At 44.2% G+C, this 19,710-nt stretch carries 14 protein-coding genes; 11 read left to right on the top strand and 3 right to left on the bottom strand.

The genetic code is table 11. The features are described from left to right. Position 1 precedes the first annotated feature (1 nt). The 6 genes from CKW03_RS18785 (at position 2) to CKW03_RS18760 (ending at position 8,007) form a co-directional block, all read left to right on the top strand. On the top strand, positions 2 to 967 hold the full coding sequence (locus CKW03_RS18785; RefSeq protein WP_093099473.1) for an MraY family glycosyltransferase: 966 nt from the start codon (positions 2 to 4) through the stop codon (positions 965 to 967). 2 nt (positions 968 to 969) lie between these two features. Beyond that, on the top strand, positions 970 to 1,404 hold the full coding sequence (locus CKW03_RS18780; protein ID WP_093099472.1) for a WxcM-like domain-containing protein: 435 nt from the start codon (positions 970 to 972) through the stop codon (positions 1,402 to 1,404). A gap of 104 nt (positions 1,405 to 1,508) precedes the next feature. Beyond that, on the top strand, positions 1,509 to 2,267 hold the full coding sequence (locus tag CKW03_RS18775; RefSeq protein ID WP_093099470.1) for a polysaccharide biosynthesis/export family protein: 759 nt from the start codon (positions 1,509 to 1,511) through the stop codon (positions 2,265 to 2,267). A 15-nt stretch (positions 2,268 to 2,282) separates the two neighbouring features. Then, complete coding sequence (locus tag CKW03_RS18770) at positions 2,283 to 4,676, top strand: GumC family protein (protein ID WP_093099468.1); 2,394 nt, start codon at positions 2,283 to 2,285, stop codon at positions 4,674 to 4,676. A 694-nt stretch (positions 4,677 to 5,370) separates the two neighbouring features. Beyond that, a complete protein-coding gene (locus CKW03_RS18765) occupies positions 5,371 to 5,730 on the top strand; it encodes an integrase core domain-containing protein (RefSeq protein WP_337975702.1) in 360 nt (119 codons plus the stop codon). Between the two features lie 345 nt (positions 5,731 to 6,075). Next, positions 6,076 to 8,007 carry a polysaccharide biosynthesis protein gene (locus CKW03_RS18760; RefSeq protein WP_093099464.1) on the top strand — a complete coding sequence of 644 codons (1,932 nt, stop codon included), beginning with the start codon at positions 6,076 to 6,078 and terminating at the stop codon, positions 8,005 to 8,007. Between the two features lie 224 nt (positions 8,008 to 8,231). Here CKW03_RS18760 and CKW03_RS18755 read toward each other — a convergent pair whose 3' ends face one another. Further along, a complete protein-coding gene (locus tag CKW03_RS18755; protein WP_093099462.1) occupies positions 8,232 to 8,459 on the bottom strand; it encodes a helix-turn-helix domain-containing protein in 228 nt (75 codons plus the stop codon). A 949-nt stretch (positions 8,460 to 9,408) separates the two neighbouring features. On the opposite strand from CKW03_RS18755, the gene CKW03_RS18750 reads away from it, so the two are divergent. The 4 genes from CKW03_RS18750 to CKW03_RS18735 all read left to right on the top strand — a co-directional run bounded on the left by CKW03_RS18750 (position 9,409) and on the right by CKW03_RS18735 (position 16,670). Next, positions 9,409 to 9,888: a hypothetical protein gene (locus CKW03_RS18750; RefSeq protein ID WP_139185496.1), complete on the top strand. Its 480-nt coding sequence runs from the start codon at positions 9,409 to 9,411 to the stop codon at positions 9,886 to 9,888. Positions 9,889 to 10,457: 569 nt separating this feature from the next. Continuing rightward, complete coding sequence (locus CKW03_RS18745; protein ID WP_093099456.1) at positions 10,458 to 13,754, top strand: SusC/RagA family TonB-linked outer membrane protein; 3,297 nt, start codon at positions 10,458 to 10,460, stop codon at positions 13,752 to 13,754. 5 nt (positions 13,755 to 13,759) lie between these two features. Continuing rightward, on the top strand, positions 13,760 to 15,136 hold the full coding sequence (locus tag CKW03_RS18740) for a RagB/SusD family nutrient uptake outer membrane protein (RefSeq protein ID WP_093099454.1): 1,377 nt from the start codon (positions 13,760 to 13,762) through the stop codon (positions 15,134 to 15,136). A gap of 1 nt (position 15,137) precedes the next feature. Beyond that, positions 15,138 to 16,670 carry a thioredoxin-like domain-containing protein gene (locus CKW03_RS18735; protein ID WP_093099452.1) on the top strand — a complete coding sequence of 511 codons (1,533 nt, stop codon included), beginning with the start codon at positions 15,138 to 15,140 and terminating at the stop codon, positions 16,668 to 16,670. 124 nt (positions 16,671 to 16,794) lie between these two features. Here CKW03_RS18735 and CKW03_RS18730 read toward each other — a convergent pair whose 3' ends face one another. Together CKW03_RS18730 and CKW03_RS18725 are read right to left on the bottom strand one after the other, a co-directional pair. Beyond that, a complete protein-coding gene (locus tag CKW03_RS18730) occupies positions 16,795 to 17,145 on the bottom strand; it encodes a hypothetical protein (protein ID WP_093099450.1) in 351 nt (116 codons plus the stop codon). A 33-nt stretch (positions 17,146 to 17,178) separates the two neighbouring features. After that, complete coding sequence (locus tag CKW03_RS18725; RefSeq protein ID WP_139185495.1) at positions 17,179 to 17,661, bottom strand: MauE/DoxX family redox-associated membrane protein; 483 nt, start codon at positions 17,659 to 17,661, stop codon at positions 17,179 to 17,181. Positions 17,662 to 18,691: 1,030 nt separating this feature from the next. On the opposite strand from CKW03_RS18725, the gene CKW03_RS18715 reads away from it, so the two are divergent. Then, positions 18,692 to 19,684: a hypothetical protein gene (locus CKW03_RS18715; protein WP_139185494.1), complete on the top strand. Its 993-nt coding sequence runs from the start codon at positions 18,692 to 18,694 to the stop codon at positions 19,682 to 19,684. The last annotated feature ends 26 nt before the right edge of the window (positions 19,685 to 19,710 follow it).

Raw genomic sequence — 19,710 nt, 5'->3', positions numbered from 1 at the left:
TATGCAATATTTGATATTATTATCAATACTTTTTGTAATTGAGTTACTCTATTTCAAAACTGCTGATAGATATAATATAATTGATAAACCTAATTTAAGGTCTTCCCATTCAGCCATTACATTAAGAGGTGGGGGTATTATATTTTATTTTGCTGCATTAGCATATTTTATTGTTTCTGGTTTTCAATATCCGTGGTTTTTTTTAGGCTTAACATTTATGACATTGATATCATTTTTAGATGATATACTTACACTATCAAATAAAATTAGATTAATAGTTCATTTTGGTTCTGTTTTATTATTAGCCTATCAATTGAATTTATTTTCTCTACCTTGGTATTATTTAATAATTACTTTCATTATTGTGGTAGGTGTTATTAATGCTTATAATTTTATGGATGGAATTAATGGCATGACTGCTTGTTATAGCTTATCTGTTGGTATTCTCTTGCTAATTGCTAATTCAACTAAAAGCTTTATCGATCAAAATTTGATAATTTATTCCATGATTGGTGTTTTAGTTTTCTCGTTTTTTAATTTTAGAAATAAAGCAAAAACTTTTGCAGGAGATGTTGGAGCTGTTGCAATTGCCTTTATTTTGTTATTCTGTCTTGGTGCATTAATTATTAAAACAGGTAATTTACTTTATATATTGTTCTTAACAGTATATGGAATAGATACTGTTTGGACAATTTTAAGAAGATTGAAATTAGGTGAAAATATTTTTGAGGCCCATAGGTCGCATTTATATCAATTTTTAGGAAATGAAGCAGGATATAATAAACTTTTGATCTCATTTCTATATAGTTTAATTCAATTCATGGTAGGTTTACTTGTAATCTATTTTTCAGTTTATGATTTTAAGACTCAGGTTATTTTTTCAATCTTGATTTTATTAATCATTAGCCTGATTTATTTAATATTGAAGAATTCAATTGTAAAAAAATATTTACCTAAAGATAAATAATTATGTTTCATTTCATTCAAGGCGGTATTGCCAAAGATAATCGAGGGCAAATTCGTTTCGTCAATGATTTTGATATGAAAGATGTTGAAAGATTTTATGTCATAAAAAATACTGATCTTGATTTAATAAGAGGTTGGAGAGCCCATAAAATTGAAAAAAGATGGTTTTATGTTCTTTCAGGAAGTTTTTTAATTTCAGTGGTCAAAATCGATAATTGGCATAATCCAAGTAGAGATTTGATTGTGGAGGATATAATTTTAAATTCAATGGATAACAGAATCCTTCATCTCCCTAATGGTTATGGAACAGCATTTAGAGCGTTAGAGGAAGACAGTCAAATTCTTGTTTTTGCTGACCATACTATAGATCATGCTAAATATGATGATTTTACTTATGATTTGAGTTATTTTCTGAACTATAAAATTAAAAAAGATTGATATTAACCAAAAAATTAGATTATTACAATTAATACATTATTTTTGTGGGTTCATACTAAGTTGGACTAATTTTTGTTTCTTCTGACCAAATAATTAAATATAATATGAGAATACTTCTCGCTTTTATTATCGCTGTGAGTTTATTTACTTCTTGTGCCTCACGGAAGGATTTAGTTTATTTTCAACCCGATTCTTTAGAGTTGAATACAACTTATGAATTAAATGCTCCAAAACTTCAACCAGGAGATATTTTAGCAATTTCAATCACTGCTGACGATGTTAGAGCTACTGCGCCTTTTAATCAAGTTTCAAGTTATAACAGTACAGGAACATTACAAACTACGAATCCTTTTATTCCAACTTATTCAATAGATGTAAACGGTGAAATTGATTTTCCTAAAATTGGGAAAATAAAGATTGGAGGAAAGACTAGAACAGAAGCCATGGAATTTTTGAAATCAGAAGTTTCTAGATTTATTATAAACCCTGGTGTTAGTATGGAAATTAGAAATTTTAGAATAACAGTTTTAGGTGAAGTTAAAAGTCCCGGTTCATATTCGATAAATAATGATAGAATTACTATCCTTGAGGCAATAGGAATGGCGGGAGATTTAACTATTAATGGAATAAGACATAATGTATTAGTAATTAGAGAACAAAATGGGAAAAAGGAAGAGTTTAGAATAGATTTAACTAAGAATAATTCATTAAACTCTCCAGTTTATTATTTGGCTCAAAATGATGTTATATATGTTGAACCCAATGGGGCTAAGATTCAATCTTCGAAATATACGCAAAATACATCCATCTTTGTTTCAATTGCTAGTTTAATCATAACTATAATTGCCGTTATTGTTCGCTAATATTATTTTAAATTCATGAATAATTTACCATCAAATGTTTCTTTTAAAACTGAAGAAAAGGAAATAAATTTAAAGCAGTTGTTCGAGCAATATGTTTATTATTGGAAATGGTTTGTATTTTCAATAATATTATGTTTAATGATTGCATTTGTATATTTACGGTATGCAAATAAGATATATAATGTAACATCAAAAATTTTATTACAAGATGAAAACAAAGCGTCTGGTGAATTGGCAGGTTTATCTGAGATTGCGAATCTTGCTGGAGGAAGTCAAGGGTCAGCTTTTGTGCTTGATCAAATTGATGTTATGAAATCAAGAAGAATTTTTCAAAAGGTGGTTGAACAAAACAGATTAAACATAATCTATTTAAATAAAGGAAATGTAAAGTCTTCTGAATTATTAGAATCTCAAACTCCATTAAGACTTGTTTTATTAGATCAAAATAACCCTAAGTTAGATTCTATTTCTCGTAATTTTTTGATTACTAAAAAAGGCGATGAATATATAATAGAGGATGAAGAATACGGTCAAAGGAATTTCAAATTAGGGAATAAATTCGAAACTTCATTAGGGCCTGTTATAATCCTTCCCCAGGGTAACAAAAAAATAGATTCTGAACTTAAGATTTCATATGTTCATGTTAATAAGGCAGTTGATGATTTACTTAAAGCAGTTCAAATTACTCCAAATAAGGAAAAGCAATCATATGTGGTTAATTATTCCATTAATTCTGGAAATATAAAAAAAGCTGAACTTATTTTAAATTCAATTGTCGATCAATATAATCAGGATGTAACTGATGATAAAACAAAATTAAGTAGAGCTACCATTTCATTTATAGATTCTCGATTGGACTTAATTTCTAAGAACTTGTCTGATGCTGATTCTAAAGTTGCAGATTATAAGGACAGAAATAATATGGTTGATATGACTTCTGAAGTTCAATTATATATGCAAAATGCTTCTGAAAATGAACGTAAATTAGTTGAATATCAAACTCAATTAAGGCTTGCCGATATGATGGGTTCTGCTGTAAATACCAATACTGGAAATTTATTACCCACTAATATTGGATTAGATGATCAATCCATCCAGAATAGTGTTAAGAGTTATAATGATTTGGTTTTAGAACGAGAAGACCTCTTAAAATCTGCTACACCAGATAATCCAATTGTTCAGAATTTGAATAAAAATATTAATGAATTAGGTTCATCTTTAAAAATGTCTCTTTCTAATTATAGACAGGTTTTGCAAAGTAATGTAAATTCTGTACAGTTACAAAAGAATAAGTTTGAAGGAAAATTAAATGAATTGCCAAACCAAGAAAGAGGCTTTAAAGATATTTCAAGAGAACAGCAAATAGTTGAATCCTTATATTTGTTTCTATTACAGAAAAGAGAGGAAACTGAAATTAAAGCATCTGCAACTCCTGCAATTTTAAAGGTAATTGATAAAGCGTATGGATCAAATGTACCTGTTTCACCAAATAAAATATTAATTTTATTTGGGGCATTATTTGCAAGTATTGTTATACCTTTTACAGCACTTTATTTGAAATTCTTAATGGACAATAAGGTTCATTCAAGGAAAGATATTGAGGAGAAATTTAATGCACCTATTTTGGGGGAGATTCCAGCTTCGGATGATCCGGTTGTTAAGGACAATGATAGATCATCTTTGGCAGAGGCATTCCGGATCTTGCGAACGAATATTGCTTTTATGTTAGGAGCCAAAAAGGATTCAGCAGTAATCTTTGTGACTTCAACAACATCGGGTGAGGGTAAATCCTTTGTTTCGACGAACCTTTCCAGAATACTTGCTATGTCTGGTAAAAGGGTATTATTGATCGGTGCAGATATTCGTTCTCCAAAAGTATTGGATTATCTTGGCTTATCCCATTTACAGCATACCAATATTGGTATTACACAATATTTGATCAATCCGGATATGCCGGTGGATAATATTATTATTCGCAAGCCTGCACCTTATGATTTTGATATTATCTATTCAGGTTATATTGCTCCAAATCCTGCTGAGTTATTGATGAATGGCCACTTTAAGGAAGTAATCGAATACGGCCGTGAACATTATGATTTTGTTATTGTTGATACGGCTCCGGTAAGTTTGGTAACCGATACCTTATTGATTTCTGAATTTGCAGATCTGACTATGTATGTTACTAGAGCGAATTACCTAGATAAACGCTTATTGAATGTTCCTAAAGAACTATATGAAGATGGCAAACTTCGCAATATGGCAGTAGTATTAAATGATGTTGACTTTGCTAGAGGATATGGCTATGGTTATGGCTACGGTTATGGTTATGGTTATGTTGATGCGAGTTCAGTATCATTACGAGCTAAAATTGGAAAACAATTCAGAAAGCTTTTCAAAAAGAAAAAGTAATGATCATTGCATAATTGAACTTGATTTCAATTATTTGTTATAAATTTATAGAATCATTAATTGACATCCACACGTTAATTTTGATTTTTCGTAAGTGCAATGAATTATTTCATTGGACTTTTCTTTTGAAGTTTACGACTACATCAGCATATTCTTCACAAATTAGTATTTGGTAACAATCTGGTAATCAACCCTTAATATTATTTTATCGCAAAACAATAAATTAAATATTAAATTTATATTGTTTATTGAGAAGGTTTTGATTTTAAATTTTTAATCCAATATTAATATAGTTCGTATGTCAACAGATTCCCAGAATGTATAAAACGGAGGCTATTGGGCCACTGATTTCGTTGTCCACTGCGCCAAAATTCCGTTTGATTTTCGGAGGTTATTGGGCCAAATAAGTGTTGTGGATATTCTGGAGTAAGCTGACCCCAGCAATCTGGACAAAAAAGAAATCACCATCTGCATTTAGAGGCTGTTAAAGCATGGCATTCTGGCGGATATTGACCCCTCAAATAAGGGTTTGAACAATTTATTCTGGAGCAAGCTGACCCCTCTTTCGAGATATGGTCATTTTATTCTGGACGATGTTGACCCCTTATACACTCATTTTTCATGGGTTTCTGTTTTTTGGTTTATTTGGGCTAGACCTAATCGATATATTCCAATGGCCGGTAAATCAAGACCCATGAGTCAGATCAAACAGTTAATACGATTGCACAGGGAGAATTATCCCATTAAAACAATAGCCCGTCATCTTTCCATCAGCAAGAATACGGTAAAGTCCTATCTAAAGAAGGTAACGGACCTGAATCTATCTCTGGAAAGGATACTGGAGCTGGAAGATCCAGTTCTTGAGCGGATGCTCAGATCGGGGAACCCCGCCTATCGGGACGAGCGTTTCGAGTACCTCTTTGAAGACACTCTACAAGTACAGATACTTGCAGAAGAATGGCTACAGGATTACAACTACAAAAGACCACATGAATCATTGGGAGGAAAGACACCAATGGAATACGATGCCCTGCCGGCGGCATGTTATCAATAGGTCAACTTTAAAAAAGATTGACCTATTGATAACAACTATATTTATATTTGAAAACTCGCCTGGATGCCAGTTCGAAAACAGGGAGGGTTACAATGAAATTAAGTTCTTGTTAAATTATTCATTAGATTGTTTCGCGTAGTTTATATTTCTATCTTTGTTAAAGATTTAATCAATCTAAGCAGAGTACACTAACGAATTTAACCATAACTTGTTAATAGACAATTGATAGTATTTTTACGTCATCTTGTGGCACTAACTTTGTAGCTGTTTACTCTGATACACGACACACGGACCTACTCCCAAAATAGGTTTGGCTTTAATTTTAAAGGAAAATATTAGTAGTTAATGGACATAGTTGGACTGAGAAAGTATTTCAAGAAAGACAGCCCTAGATGGGTTATCTTACTGATCGATATGATGATAGTAATTTTTTGCTATTACCTATCGAATTTTGTGGTTAATAGTTTCAAGGGAAGATTCACTGTGGAGTTGATGGTCAAGAAGTCCATTTTGATCGGGGCAGTTTACTACTTGTCCTTTCTATATTTCAAGACATATCGCGGTATTGTAAGGCAGGCTGGTTTTCGGGATGCTTGGGGGATTTTCAAGGCTGTTTTTGCGGCTTGGGCTGTACTGATGTTGGTTTCAACGGTTATACGCTTCAATTATGAGCGTACGGCTGAAATCAGTGAATATCTGCGTCCTTCTTATGCCGTTTTGTTTACCCATGCATTCTTTACAACGGTATGTCTCGTGGCGGCAAGGATTTTTTACCGCACCATCTATGAGAGCTTTTTCTTTGGCGGCCGTGAGGTGGAGAATGTGCTGATCTTTGGTGCCGGCAATATGGGAAACACCACCTTGAACTTATTGCGCAATGATACGCGCAGAAAGGTAAAGGTGGTGGCATTTGCAGATGATAATCCTAATAGAATCGGGAAAATGATCAATGGCTATAAGATTATCAGCATGGCTCGCTTGACGAAGGAATTTGTTGAGAAACTGAAGGTCGACAGTATCATTATCGCGTTGGACGACAATAACAAAGATCGGGTTTCACGTATTTCTTCTCAAATAGAACCATTGCCTGTAAAGCTTAAAATCATGCCTACTTCAGCAAGGTTGATGAGCGGAAAAGTGGCTACTAGACAATTACGTACCTTGAAGATCGATGATTTATTGGGTAGGGAGGCCATAAAATTGGAGAATCCTGTTGTCCATGAAATGATGCGCGACCGGGTTATCTTGGTTACGGGTGGAGCGGGATCTATTGGCTCGGAGCTGGTTCGTCAGATCAGTTTTACGGATTTTGATAAACTGATCGTTATAGATCAGGCTGAATCTGCACTCTATGATATACAACAGGAGTTAAGGGCCAATTGCCATAAAGATACTTTATTTATGGTTGGCAATGTCCGTGACCGTCAGTTTATGGAATCTGTCTTTGAGCATTATATGCCACAGATTGTGTTCCATGCAGCTGCCTATAAGCATGTTCCTTTGATGGAACAGAATCCATATGAGTCTATTTTGACGAATGTTTGGGGTTCGAAGAACCTTGCCGACATGGCTGATAAATATGGGGTTGAGAAATTCGTGATGGTGTCTACGGACAAGGCGGTGAACCCTACAAATGTCATGGGTGCAACTAAGAGAGCAGCGGAGATCTACGTCTCTGCACTGAACAGACAGAGCAAGACCAATTTTATTGTGACTCGTTTTGGGAACGTTTTGGGCTCGAACGGTTCGGTTATTCCATTATTTGAGAAGCAGCTGAAACGTGGCGGTCCACTGACTGTTACCCACCAAGATATTACGCGTTATTTTATGACCATTCCGGAGGCCTGCCAATTGGTGCAGGAAGCGGCAGTGATGGGTCAGGGCGGTGAGATCTATGTGTTCGACATGGGACAGCCTGTGAAGATCATGGATCTTGCGATACGAATGATCCGCCTGAAAGGCTATAATTATCCTGAAGACATCGGTATTGAAGTAACTGGCCTGCGTCCGGGTGAAAAGATCTATGAGGAGCTGCTTGCGGACAATGAAAACACGACCAAAACTCATCATCAGAAAATTATGATCGCCAGGGTAAGGACCGAAGAACTGGATGTCAACAAACAACGTATTGAACACCTATGTGCTCAGGTAGCCAATCAAGGCGCTAACCATAACCCAATGGTATTGGTAGAGCTGATCAAGGAAATCGTACCGGAATATATCTCGCAGAATTCGGTATTTGAGCAGTTGGATAAACACATCACTAATCAAGAATAAAAAATAGGTAAGTTTATTTTTTTTTAATAAACAAATTTATAATTTTAATTGGTGCGAAATGCAGTTAGGCTTACGATCTATTGAATTTATGCTATTGCCTAGTTGTAAAAAATAAAAAAGTTATAATAGAACCTACTCTGTTTATAATTCTTAGAGACTTTTTTTATTGAATAAAGGTTACTTTCTAATTTTAATATAAAGCATAAGTTGTCGAAGATAGATAATTATATAGGAAGTAATGGGAAAAAATCTTGTGGGCTACATTCAAGGAATTTAGCTAATTCGTTTAATTGATTATATGTATACATACTTGAGGAATTTTTAGATTCTACCTGTCCTATATATCCAGCAGACACCTTTAAATAAGCAGCTAAATCTCTTTGGGTATATTTCTTTCTTCTTATTTCCACAGTTCTTTTAATGATTTCAAGTTCAAAATATGATTTTGGCATAAAAAATTATAAAAATGTTTGCTTAGTTATTACTTAGTTTGTATATTTGGTGAAATCAATCAAGGATTGATGAATTAAATTGATAACTGAATCTATTATAAATAGATTGTGAGTTGAACAAGCCTCTGAATCCAAAGAGTAGCAACTTTAAAATTCAACGCGAGGCAACAGGTTTAACCCACGTCTAAAGAATTTGTGTATTTTAGCACAAGCTTTAGGCAGGGCCTGTTGAATACTGCGTTGAGGGTGCTACTCCCTGGATCTTCAGTTGAAAACAGAAACCCTGCCTTCTGCTTTTTGGTTTGTTCAATTAACCACATAAACTGTTATGATTATGAATGTGCAAACCAAAATACCACAAACCCTGCTCCAGGAGCAGAGTTCATGGTTTTCCGAAAAGATTCTATACAAGAACATATTCTGTTCTCCAGAATAACCTTCGGTCAATATAGCAGGATGCAAAAGGGCCCTTCGAATCGCAGTTTCAGGCCAATCCCTCCAGTATTCCTGTTCTACCAGTCCCCTTCTTAAAACAAGTGGCAAGGGCAACTTTGCAGAACGTTAATATCAGCATCATGATTTATTTCTCGACAATCTAAATCTAGGCTAATTTTTTCATTCTGTCAAGTTTGTCGGATATAGTTTTCAGGTCAATTCGATCTGGAAGGGGGCTGGTTATTGTTCAATGTGACAATAAAGTCATTCATTTTAAAGTGTTTGATTCCAAAAAAATGAATGCCTTTTGCCATAAGGTACAAACCTGTGAATTTTTCAGTGCTCGTACAATGGCCTGGATCTGCACGTAACCAAATAACCAATGGTGAATTTAAATCAAAAAAGATTTAGTAAGACGTTAACGTCCAAGGTCTGGCCGAGCGATCGGTTTGATGGTTCCTCCGCTTCTTGGAAAAAGATTGAGAAAGCGATTTTGCTGACATTATGTTTCAGTTTGTTTAATAATCAGTTAGTAGTAGCCCAAGATCCCCACGAGAGTGGGGGCAATGGGCACAACGGGATTATTCCGATACAGGCGGGCGAGACGCTCCCGGAATCCATGTGGGAAGCGCCAATGAACGTGGCAAGGCATTCCCAGGGGAAACACAGGATAATCCTCAATGATTTCAGGTACAAGAAACTGATCATCCTTGACTTTGGGGCAACATGGTGCTCCCACGTGCGTGGCCACGATACCCAAAAACGTAGCGTTGAAGAAAAAATTCTAAAAGGACCTGGAAGTGATCATGCTCACCGACAAGCCCAAGGATCTCATGTCGCCTTTTCTGGAACGGGTAGAGCAGCAAGGCTGGCTGACCCAGCAGGTATGGAATACTTGGGCAACCAGGATTTCCATAAGATTTTAAATAGACTGCATTGCCAATGGCAGCGATCATATAAGAGGGGTATACAAAAGGGCTGTTTTTTGAAATGAGCATACAGCGGAAATGATCGAGCTTGTGCGATGAGGCAGATGGGATGATATATGTCTTTAAAAGACCGCAGCTTGCCACAGAATATAAGTAGATAAGGACAGCTTACTGCACATTGACAGAAATAGAGGCGGGCAGGGTCCATTTACTATTCATCGGTACTGGATAGCTACATTCTTTCCATAGCCAGAGGAAAGTTTGTTCACCAATACTGATGGAGGAGAGAGAACCCAGCGGTTCTGGACATGACCCATCCAATTTTCTATCAGTTCGAAGATGGTAAAAGTAGGAGCATGTTCTATCCGCTCCCTCCACAATAAACTGGAAATTGCAGGCCGGTCACCGCTTACCTCTCCCTGAAAAAAGGGGAAGGCTGCATTGGATCGGACAAACGTGGGGACCCTATCCTATTGCAAGCAGGGGGGATGCACATTTAAGATAAGAATCGATATGACCATGACGGATGCCTTGTAAATGGCTGGCCCCAAATAAGGGAAAATTGGACAATTGATCGTTTTTTATTTTTCTATTGCAAACAGCATAGATAACCTTTAGAAACCAAATTAACACTATGCAACATAAAACTTTTAAAAATGCAATACCTAAGTTTTTGTTAAGGAGTTCATCAGCAGTGAAACCTTTCATCAATGAAAATTATTGCCTGAAAGAGATTTTTCTCTTTCCTATCCTTCTAACGATAGGTTTCTTTCTTCTGGGCAATCAGCTGGTCGCCCAAGAACACCTAACAATGGAAACAAAAGGTAAATTGGCCACCGGGACAGTTCTGGATGCCGTTACTGGTAAACCCGTTCAAGGGGTCAGCATCCGGGGACTGGAAGTAGAGGCCAAGACCGACAGCAAGGGACGGTTCCAGCTATCATCGGACTCGTCGGAACGAAGGATATCTCTGAGCCATGTTGGGTACAGGGATACGGCAATTTTATGGGACCCATCGATCTTATCGATGGAGATAATGTTGGTGCCCGTGGCCAACATGATCGAGCAGGTGGAGGTCGTGAGTACCGGATACCAGTCCATCCCAAGGGAAAGGGCAACGGGCAGCTTCTCATTTGTAGACTCCAAGACCATCCGGCGCAACCCTGGCATGAGCCTGCTCTCCAGGTTGAACGGGGTCACCAATGGCTTGCTGATCGATCGGAATACGGGAAATCCGGACGGACTGAGCGTAAGGGGCAGGAGCACTATATTTTCCAGCACGAGGCCACTCATCGTTGTCGACAACTTCCCGTACGAAGGTGACCTTGACAATATCAATCCCAATGACATACAGAGCGTTACAGTACTGAAAGATGCCACGGCGGCATCGATCTGGGGCGTCCGCTCTGGCAATGGCGTCATTGTCATTACCACCAAGAAGCCCAAGGATAGGCTGTCAGTTGAATTTTCCTCCAATTTCCTGTTCAGGAAAAGGCCTGATCTGTCCACCGAAAGGTGGATGTCCTCCAGCGATTTCATAGATTCAGAGATATTTCTTTTCGAAAAGGGGTATTATGACAGGGACATCAACGTACCCTACCAGCAGATCTCACCGGTCGTTGAGATCCTGGCCCAGGTCAGGGACGGGTCACTCAGCGAGCTGCAGGGGAACTCCCAGATAGATGGATATAGGGGGCAAGATGTAAGGGCCGATCTAGAAAAATACTTCTATAGGGATCTCTTCCAGCACCAGCAGCAGTTCAGTGTTTCCTCCTCGACCCCTTCTTTCAGGAATATCCTGAGCGGGGGCATTGACAGGTCGATAAGTGACAGGGTGGGAAGCGAGAACGGACGTACCAGTGTCCGGAATGCCAGCATCTGGAGTCTTTTGAAGGACCGCATGACCCTAAATTCCGAAGTCTGGTATGTCCAAAGCAGTTCACAGGTGGGCAATTCCCAGGGCTATACCCCCAAATATCCTTACGAAAGACTGGCCGACGGAAATGGGAATGCCCTAGAGGCATCCTATGGGACCTCCACGCTCAGGAGGTCGTACACAGATACCGCCGGATCAGGACACCTTCTCGACTGGAAATACCGTCCCTTGGACGAACTCCGGGGCTCGCTCTCCAGCTCGGAGCTCTCTGATAAGCAGTTGCGCTTTAATTTTGGGATAAAGGGCAAGCTGTACCGCAGCCTCAGCCTGGGCATCAGCTACCTGAACAGCACCAACTGGCAGGAAGGGAGTCTGCTCTACGGTAAGGAATCGTTCTATGTGAGGAACCTGGTCAACCAGTTCAGCTCATTCGATCCGGTGAACGGTACCATGGTAAGTCCAATCCCCGTCGGTGGGATCCTCAGCCGGAACGGTACAAGGATGGGCTCCCGGTACGGTCGGGCCCAGGCAGACTGGAACGAGACCATTGCGGACAGGCATTCCATTAGCGGTCTGCTGGGAATGGAATTCAGGCAGGACCGCAGGACCTTTGAGGACCATGGGCTCCTCTATGGTTACGACCCGGTCCTGGAGAACTTCTCCACGGTGGACATCTTCACCTATTTTCCGCTCTACCATAAGGGGACATATTCCCGCATTGCAAATGGGGGCAGCCGGACCCGGTACGTGGACAATAACCGCTCCTTCTATGGGCTGGTATCCTATAGCTACCGGGGGAACCTGGCCTTGAATGCCAGTTTCCGAAAGGACGAATCCAACATATTCGGTGTTAAGGCAAACCAAAAGGGCGTTCCCCTGTGGTCTGTGGGGGCCGCATATTCCTTTCATGAGGCCATTGGCTGGAAGCCGCTCGACATGCTCAAGCTCCGCGCCACCTATGGATACAACGGGAACATCGACAAGAACACTTCGGCATTCCTGACCTCGACCCTTTTCAGGACGCTGAACCCATGGGGTTACCCGATCGACAGGATCCTTAACCCACCCAACAGCACCCTCCGGTGGGAAAGGGTGAGGAACGTGAACATAGGCCTGGACTTTTCCCTGTTTGGAGACCGGTTCGGTGGGAGCCTGGAATATTACAGCAAGAAAGGGATGGACCTGATGGGGAACAGCCCACTGGCACCCCAGACTGGCGTGACGGAATTCTATGGGAACGTCGCAAACACCCTCACTGATGGGGTTGATCTTCAGCTCAGGGCACTATGGCTTGAGAGGGGCGGATTCGGCTTTCGGAGCGATCTCATCTTCAATGCGGTCAGCGACCGGGTGACCAAGTACCTGATGGATCCGGGGGCAAACAGGGATATCGTGTTCGCATCGGGCATCGTGCCGCTGGTGGGCCATCCCATAAATTCCCTTGTCCTGTTCAGGTCTTCCGGACTGGACGGGAACGGTGATCCGAAAGGATGGTCAGATGGCGGCCCCAGCACCGAGTACAGTGATATCCTGAACGGGCTTGACAGGACTGGCATCACCATAATGGGCTCTAAGGTTCCGACCAGGTTCGGGAGCCTCAGGAACACAGTTTCCTACAGAGGGGCCGAGCTTTCCTTCCAGGTCCTCTATAAGTGGGGTAATTTTGTCAGGGTAAACAACTCCTTCAGTTCCAATGGCCTGATCTCTGGCTCATACCGCTTTTCTGACTATGCCAGCAGATGGCAGGAAGCTGGGGACGAAGGGTCAACGGACGTCCCCCGTTTCAATTACCCCATGAATGCAAACCGGGAGGACTTCTATCAGTCCTCCGAGGTACTGGCGATCCCCGGTGGTACGGTGCGTCTGCAGGACGTGCGGCTTTCCTACCTTGTCAGACCTTTCGAAGGGCGGAGGAACTCGGCCCTGCAGCTCTATGTGTATGCATCGAACCTCGGGCTGCTGTGGAAACAGAATGACCGCGGACTCAATCCCGATCTCATTTCGGGATATAGGGTTCCCTCGGAATGGTCCATCGGAATGAAATTTAACTATTAACAACCATGAAGAATATATTGAAACTATTGACGGCCGCCCTGGTAATAGCCGGATGTTCCAAGGGCTTCCTCGAGGAACAGCCCAGCAGCAAGATCTTTACCCCGGAAAAGGTGGCCGATTTCCAGAGGCTCCTGGACAACTTTGACATGATAGGCCATACCAGTGTATTGCCCCAATTGTCTGCAGATGAATATTATATAGTCTCCGAGTCCAGTTGGCTGTCCAGCAGGACGGCCGTAGAGAGGAATTCTTACATATGGGAAGAGGATGTGTACGGAGGAGAGGTAGATATCGATGAATGGAACATACCCTACCGTACCGTATTCTACGCCAATAGCATGATCTCGCAGATCGATAGGGCGGGAGGGCCCGATGGCGGTGACGGGGGGCTCCGGGATGTCTACGGTCAGGCCCTGTTCCACAGGGCCAGGGCAAACTATGACCTCCTGAAGAACTATTCGGTGCCCTATGATGAATCCACTGCTTCCCGGGACCTTGGCATCCCCTTGAGGAAGGACCCATCGGTGGACTATAACCAGCCCCGGTCCACGGTTGAGGAATGCTATGATCTCATCTTCGACGACCTGGTAAGGTCGATCGATTTGCTGGCGAGCACCGGACCTATCCCGCAAAGGAACAGGGCGACAAAATTGGCATCCTATGCCATGCTGTCAAGGATATGCCTTTATCGCAGGGAATACGGCCTGGCGGAGAAATGGGCCGATGAGTTCCTCAAGAGGTACGATGTCCTGATCGATTACAATACCCTCTCCAGTACCTCGGTGGCCCCTTTCACCAGGACAAACGAGGAGCTCATCATGTTCGGGATCAGTACAAAATACAACAATGCTAGCAGCTACAGTTCGGCCAGGACATTCTTTGTCGACACGGCCCTGATCGACCTCTACGATAGGGACGACCTGCGGCGCTCGGTGTATTTCTTTGAAAGGGACCCTGGCCGCTACGTCATGAAAACGGGCTATAACGGGATCGCCCTTGTCCCCTTCACCGGGATGGCGGTCGACGAGGTCGTACTGAACAGGGCAGAGTGCCAGGCAAGGGGCAACAGGTTGGATCAGGCGGCCCAATCGATGAACCGGCTCCTGGAAAAGCGCTATAGGGAAGGGACCTATGAGCCGGTTACGTATCAGGATAGGGAGGTGGCCCTAGTCCATATCCTGCAGGAACGCCGTAAGGAACTTGTCTGGCGGTGCCTGAGGTGGGATGACATCAAGAGACTGAACAAGGAGGGTGCTAACATTACCCTGAAGAGGGTGCTGGGAGGCAGGGAATTTATCCTGCTCCCCAATTCCCCGAGATATGTCTTCAATATCCCCCAGGACGAAATTAACAGGAGCGGTATAGAACAAAACAAGAGATAACATGGAAACATCCTACAATAACTTCTACCGGGCTTTCATCACAGTGCTGATGGCCTTTGCAATAACGGGACCCCTGCACAGCCTACGGGCGCAGACCCTGTTCCAGGGAAATGTCTCTGAAACACTGGGGATCGATTCGTTCACGGTCCACTATTCAATTGAACCATTCCAGGAATTCAATATGTACGGTTTTCCGCAGGAGAAACTCGTAAAGGTCCGTAATGGCCGGTTCAGGTTGGTCCTTGAGGATGCACCTGGTCTGTTCTATATCCGGTTTTCATTCCCCAGGGCCGCATATAGAAAAACGGGCACTTCATTGCGGACGGTCGCTGACAGTCCCATACTGGTGAGAGGGAATGCCCCGATAGATGTAACGATTGACGAACAGGGGATATATATGGAAGGGGAGAGCAAGGCCATGTTCGATTTACAGATGGACCTATATTCACTGAATTACCAGCTCTCGGCTTCAAGGGCCGAGATCATGGGGGGATATAATGGGGCGGACATGGAAGATCTCGAAGTGGCGGCCATGGATATGCTGTCCGGGACAAAGGCGCTATATGACCAAGCCCAAGGAAATGCAATGGCAATCGCGGGGCCAGGATACGGGAACCTTCCGGACTCTGTCCGGAACCGCCTGCTCCTCGATTATCTGGGAGATCTGCGCCTGAGGCAACTGTTCGATCTGAAATTTCGCCTACAGGATTCAAGGGTGGGGAGGTTCGTTGCGGATTTCTATGTGGATAGTCTCCTATCGGAACCCGGAGGGGAGATCATTGGGACCTATAAGGGCAACTCTCCATTGTTCTCCAATTACCTGGCCGCCAAGATAAAGCTGGACCTGCAGATGGCCTCCTACCGGGTCGGTCGCAACATCGTTTTCGGCATGCCCGTTTACCTGGACCTCGCATCCAGGAAATTTACCGGCAGAGCGTATGACCAGGTCGCCTTTGCACTGTACATCAACGGCGCAATGAGGCAGGAGATATTGCCCCGTACCTATCAGAAGCTGCTTTCCACCATCGGGTCCGAGGCCTACCGGAAGTACCTCGAAGGTCAGAGGGCAATAAGGGAAGAGGCTTCCAGATCCTACCAGTTCAGCTTTCCCGATGAGACGGGCAGGTTAATCAGCAATAGCGACCTTAAGGGAAAAGTGGTCCTGATGGATTTCTGGTTCACCGGATGCGGAGGCTGCAAGAACCTGCACTTGGCGATGGAAGAGGTCAAGGAAGCTTTCAGGGACGAACCCGATATTGTCTTTGTGAGCATGAACGTCGACAAGAGCAGGGAAGCCTGGCTGCAGTCCGTCCGCTCGGGGGAGTATACGGATCCGGGGGACGTCAAGCTGTGGATTGGGAAGGGCAAAGGAGGTGGAATAATCGATCACTATCGGGTGAGCTCCTATCCGACGATGGTCTTGGTCGGTAAAGATGACAACCTGGTCATGGTAAACCCGCCCGATCCCCGCAACCCGGCAAAAAAGAAAGAATTGATCTACCTATTGCGTGAAGCGCTCAAAAAAGGGGAATGATCTCCAGGTAGCTTGGATGGTAATAGATGACTGGGGAATGGATAGGGACCCCAATTCCAAGAGGTCCCTGTCCTTCCATTCCCGAACCACGGAAAGAGGTCCAGAAATCTGGTGCAAACCAGGCCTATGGGTTCACGTAGGTTCCCTTGCTCATGCTATTGGGGGTGATTAGGCCAGCCTGCTCCAGGGAGTCCGCCTGGGAGGCATTGAAGTTGTCCGGGACGCTTCCCGGTACATCGGTCCTCTGCCAGGAACAGGTATGTTCTCCGAGATCCTCGCAGTTGGAATCCAGGTAATCGCCGGGAGATGGAAGTTTTTCATAGTCCCCGGACGTACTGGTGTTGACGTAGATCTCTCCGGCCATTTGTTTTGCGGCCTGTTCGCTGTTCTCGGTAAAAGCACTGGCCGACAGGGCCAGTCCGATCACGGCCAGTCCCAGAAGGAACGAACCGGATAGTTTTTTGATGGTTTTCATGATTTTTTGATTTATGTTTAAAATTCAGTTATGTTATTTCCTGGTGGACCATATCCCAAGGGCCAATATCGCGGCATTGAACATCAGGTGCTCCATCCATCCCAGGGAACCGATCACCCCGCCGCAGTGGCACAGCTTCTCCTTCACCAGGCTGACCATCAGCAATAGGTACAGCGTGAAGGTGGCCATCAGGGTTACCGAGATCCCAAAGGAAACCCTCTGGACACGGCGCTCCGGTACGACCATGCCCAGGGCCAGCACGAGCTCCAGGAGGGGAACGCCCCATCCGATGGCCTCGGGGAAATGGCCCAGGACCGGGATCCTGGCGATACCCCTGGTAAAGGGAACATGGTCCAGCAGTTTGCTGTAACCCGTGTAGGCGAACAGGAAGACATAGGACAGTCTCACCAAGTTGCGCCATCCTGGGAGGCGTGAGAGAAAGGGTCTTCTCTTGGACGGTACCGAGCACGGATTTCTGCCGTGGCCGGTACCTGGATCGTCTGAATATTTCTGCATATCGGTAAGTTTTGGACTAAGGAAACGGTCATGGAGTATATGTGCCAAAAGGATCTTATCCCCTGGGCAACCTGTTTTATTGGATCCTCCCCCGGACGGGGGGAATACGGCATGTTTCTTCGGTGTCAATTTCATGGTCAGTGTGATTTTATCGGTTATATCATCGGAGCGGGATCCCTTGGCCTTCGTGGTCACGTCCCGGAACGGATGGATGGCCAGCGGCAGGACATAAATTGACCTTCAGGGTTCCAACGGCAAATGCCCGGGATTACCGGCTCATATTTTTTCCGGTTCGCTTTGGGCTTTCCGCACATGGCCCGGCTCCCCTTTCCGGTAGGTGCAGGTGGCTGCGACCGGTCATGTAAAGTTCCGCAGAACATTTGGAAATCTGGAACGGAATTCGCCCAGGTGATAATTCCAGGGACCAGGTTCTGTTTTTGGCGGCGCTGAGAGTATGTAGTTGGGATCTTAGGCCAAATGCGGGACAATATCCCGGTATCGGGGCAGGCTTGATGGGTAAATTCGCCCAGGGTGGTATCCTGTGCCTTGTTGCAGTTTGTTGGTTATCAGTATTTTATATTCTTTTTTGCTGCGTAGGATGCTGTTTTTAACGTACAGGATGCTGTTTTTCCCATTTTTTGGAGGTTTGCCGGGATCCGTCCCGCGCAATCCCTTTTTGGCTCCTTTTGGTTTGCAGGTATCCATAAGTTCTACCATCTTTAGCATAGGATCCACAGAAGTCTTCGAGGCCTGAAGCCGCAGACCTGGTGCGAGACCAGGAAATTGTCACAATTAATTTGGAGGACCCAACAATGGAATGTCAACTGCGAGAGTTTCGCTATGGCATGCTCTCTGACCTGCCCCTTTCCGGGGCGGAGGCAAGGGAGCTGAGCGAGGTAACCGGGGAAGACCCGAAATGCAACATCGTATTTCCCTGACCGCCCGAGGAGCTGCGCACGGTAAGAACCGTGCGCATTCCCCCTTAGGCCCCTCTGCGACATCCATGTGGCCGACCGATGGACCGTTCAATATGCACAACAGAGAACCGCAACCAGTCCCAGGTGACACCGACAGGGTGTCATTTCTACCTATATCAACTGAATTCGCCTATTTTTCTGCCAACATGGGCCACATTTTTCCCGGATACGGCCTGCGGGGCCTGACCGCCGTTTACCGCAGGCTCAAGGACTATGCATCATGGCAGGCCAGGCTGGACCTTCGGCATGGACTGGGAAAGATATCCCCCCAGGCCCACCTGGGAGAACTCTCCTGCGCCGGCCCCGCCATGTACGTCAGCTTCCATTTCGGTTCCTACCGTACCCTTCCCCTGGAGCTGCTTGCCGGCGGGAGGTCCGTGTGCGTCGTGCTCTCGGGTGACCTGCTGGCTGCCTATGGGGAATACCATGCCGGGCTAATGGGGACCGGAATGCCCGGTGCGGGCCAGGGGAGGCTTTACCTGGCAAGCGCAGATGACCCCTCGCTGTTCTTCAGGCTGCGCGGGATGGTGAAGGCCGGAGCGCACATCTTCGTCTATGCCGATGGCGGGCACGGCGCCAGGCGGGACCCAGCTGGAAAAGGGCTCGCAAGGGTCCAGCTCGGCAGCGCTGCAGTGATGGTGCGCTCGGGGTACCTGGAAATCGCCCACCTGCTGGACCTTGAGGTCCATCTACTGCTGGACCATTCTCCCGGACCGTTCCAGCCCATGGGGGAAGGCAGGAGCATATCCTGTTACAAACTCCCCCGGAGAGGGTCAAGGGTAGATTCTGTGCGGGACGGCCTCGGGCTGCTGTATGCAAAGTTCCAGCAGGCGCTCCTGGAGTGCCCCGAGCGATGGGAGGCCCTTCTGTACCTGCACCGCCATAGCCTGCCCAGATCCCACATTGGTGGGTGGGGACCGCAAGGGAGGCTTTTGGGATTCACGGACGGGAAAAGGGCATATGCCCTGGACAGGTATACCTACAGGAAGTACCCCCTGGTGCCCCCCGGGTGTCCGGAGGCCCCAGGGGGAGCGGGCTGGTTCTGAAAAATATTTCATAAATTGGGGGATCA

It is taken from the genome of Sphingobacterium mizutaii, from assembly GCF_900187125.1.
Lineage (GTDB): Bacteria > Bacteroidota > Bacteroidia > Sphingobacteriales > Sphingobacteriaceae > Sphingobacterium > Sphingobacterium mizutaii.
This window is presented reverse-complemented; position numbering and strand designations above follow the sequence as displayed.